Genomic DNA, 2,106 nt, shown 5'->3' with positions numbered 1-2,106 from the left:
ACTATGAGGCCGGAGTCCAGGTCGCCGCGCCGCGCTGGATCGGACGCATAGGCTTCGAGTGGCTGTTCCGCCTAGCCGTCGATCCACGCCGCCTGTTCCGTCGCTACTGTGTCGAGCCTTGGTCGCTGGTGAGGCTGGCCGCGCAGGATATCATGGCCGCCAGGAGGGCCAACCGGCTGTTCAAGCGCGCCGCACCCTCCCCAGCCGAATCGAGCCGCGGCGCGGCGGTCTGACGGCCGCCCACGGCATCGTCGGCGAAACAGAGACGGCGCTTACTTCGGCGCCGCTGGAAGGGTCGATGAAGCAACTGCGGGAACCAGCTCACCGCTGTTGACGATCTTAACGACCTCGGAAAACTGCTGGCTGTTGTGCAGGTGCGCGGCGACGATCGTGATCAACAGCAATGGGATCGCGGCCCTGCGGCTTGCGAGGCAAGCCCACCCCGCGATCAGGCTGTAAAGGCTGACGAAGTGCAGAGCGTAGAGGAAGACCTCCTCTCCATAGACAAGGTGGAGGAGGATGTTCCCAGCCAGGACGAGCGCCGTCACAGTCGCGACTTGGGCGGAGACCCGCCCGCGGAACGCGGCGTAGATTCCCATGGCCAGGAGCGCGACCCACCCTAGCCGCGCGACAATCGCCGCTGGATGCAGGGCGATCTGCGTTGTCTGGTACGAGATCGTCAGGGGAGCCACGGCGCGATCCTGCGCGACGATGGTGTGATCCGGCGCGATCAGGGCGTGGTCCGTGATCCCCACGATCCGGCCGAGCATCGCGGGCGGTGGCCGTTCGGAACCCACCACCGAATACTGCATCTCGCCCCGGAACCCGAGGAACCGCCCAGCGGTCGGATAGATCGCGGACTGGAGCGGAGTCAGAAGCGCGACGATCAGGAAGCCTAGAACTGAGACCTTCACGCCCTTTCGGACGCCCAAGGCGACCAGCGCCGCCGCGAGCCCGGCCATCCAGTTCGTCACTGTGATCGACATTGAAAGCGCCGACTGCAGCGGGCCGAAGGATCGGTCAAATTCGCCGCGCGGCGCAGCGAGCCACAGGATCGGGACCAGCAGAGAGGCCGCTCCCAGGGCGTAGTTCTCCGGGACGGAAAGCCAATGCAGGCCGCCGGCGCTCGTGCAGGCCAGCGCGACCACCATGGCGGAATCGACGCGTCGCAAACCGACCACGCGCAGTGTCGCGAACATCACCACGCAGAACGCGAACGCACCACAGGCGACGAAGGCCGTGCATATGGTTTCAACATCCACGCCCAAGGCGTGCAGTACGATAAACGGTGTTCCAAGCAGCAGGGATGTGAGCGGGTGAACTGAAGTTCTGTTGTGGTCCGGGCTGCTGAAATCCGTGAGCGTGCCGGCGATCCGCGGCATGTCGGCCTCGAACCACACGTCGAAAACGGTCATCATTCGCCGGGCGTCGACCGTGTCCCAATGGATAAGCGCGTAGGCGCCGCCAGCGACCCCGACGCCGATCCCTATCAGCAGATCCAGACGAAGGCGCGGGAGCACGCCGATCGCGAAGCCGATCTGGCTCGCGACGAACGCGATGACCTCGCCGGCGAAGCGGAGCGCCTCCGTCGACCTGTCGGCGACAAGCGCCGCGATGTCCTTGTATCCCATGCTCGACCGCGGACGTCGCCGACCGCCCCCACGAAACGCTTCAGTTGTTTGCAGTTAGACGGTGCGCGCGACGAGAAAGCACCCGATCACAACCAGGAGGGTGCCGACAATCCGCCCGACGCTGACGGCCTCGCCGAGCAGGATGACCCCGAGAGCCGTCGTCAGGATGAAGCCCAGTCCGACAAACGGGTACGCGGCCGAAAGGTCCATTTTCGAGAGCACGAAGACCCAGGCTCCGACGCTCGCGACATAGAGGAGCAGGCCCGCCCAGATCGGCGGCGCCAGCAATGCCGAGGTCGCCAGGCCGACGACGCCGGACTGAAACTCGATCTGCTTCGAGCCAATCTTCAGGAACACCTGAGCCGTGGCCGACAGCAGGACGCTGGCCAGCAGCGCACCCCATACTCCAAGACCTATCGACATCATTCAGCCCTGAGCCATGATCGCGCCGGGGGGCAGCAACTTCGCGGCCACG

The 2,106-nt window shown here is 65.5% G+C and carries 3 protein-coding genes; 1 reads left to right on the top strand and 2 read right to left on the bottom strand.

Annotated elements, in window-relative coordinates; all coding sequences use genetic code 11:
* On the top strand, positions 1-233 hold a 233-nt coding region (locus RMO04_RS16525), incomplete at its 5' end, for a WecB/TagA/CpsF family glycosyltransferase (RefSeq protein WP_309645866.1).
* A gap of 39 nt (positions 234-272) precedes the next feature.
* Here RMO04_RS16525 and RMO04_RS16520 read toward each other — a convergent pair.
* Both RMO04_RS16520 and RMO04_RS16515 read right to left on the bottom strand, forming a co-directional pair.
* Complete coding sequence (locus tag RMO04_RS16520; protein WP_309645865.1) at positions 273-1,631, bottom strand: hypothetical protein; 1,359 nt, start codon at positions 1,629-1,631, stop codon at positions 273-275.
* A gap of 54 nt (positions 1,632-1,685) precedes the next feature.
* A complete protein-coding gene (locus tag RMO04_RS16515; RefSeq protein WP_309645864.1) occupies positions 1,686-2,057 on the bottom strand; it encodes a hypothetical protein in 372 nt (123 codons plus the stop codon).
* Between the last annotated feature and the right edge of the window lie 49 nt (positions 2,058-2,106).

The organism is Phenylobacterium sp., assembly GCF_031412415.1.
Classification (GTDB): domain Bacteria; phylum Pseudomonadota; class Alphaproteobacteria; order Caulobacterales; family Caulobacteraceae; genus Phenylobacterium.
This window is presented reverse-complemented; position numbering and strand designations above follow the sequence as displayed.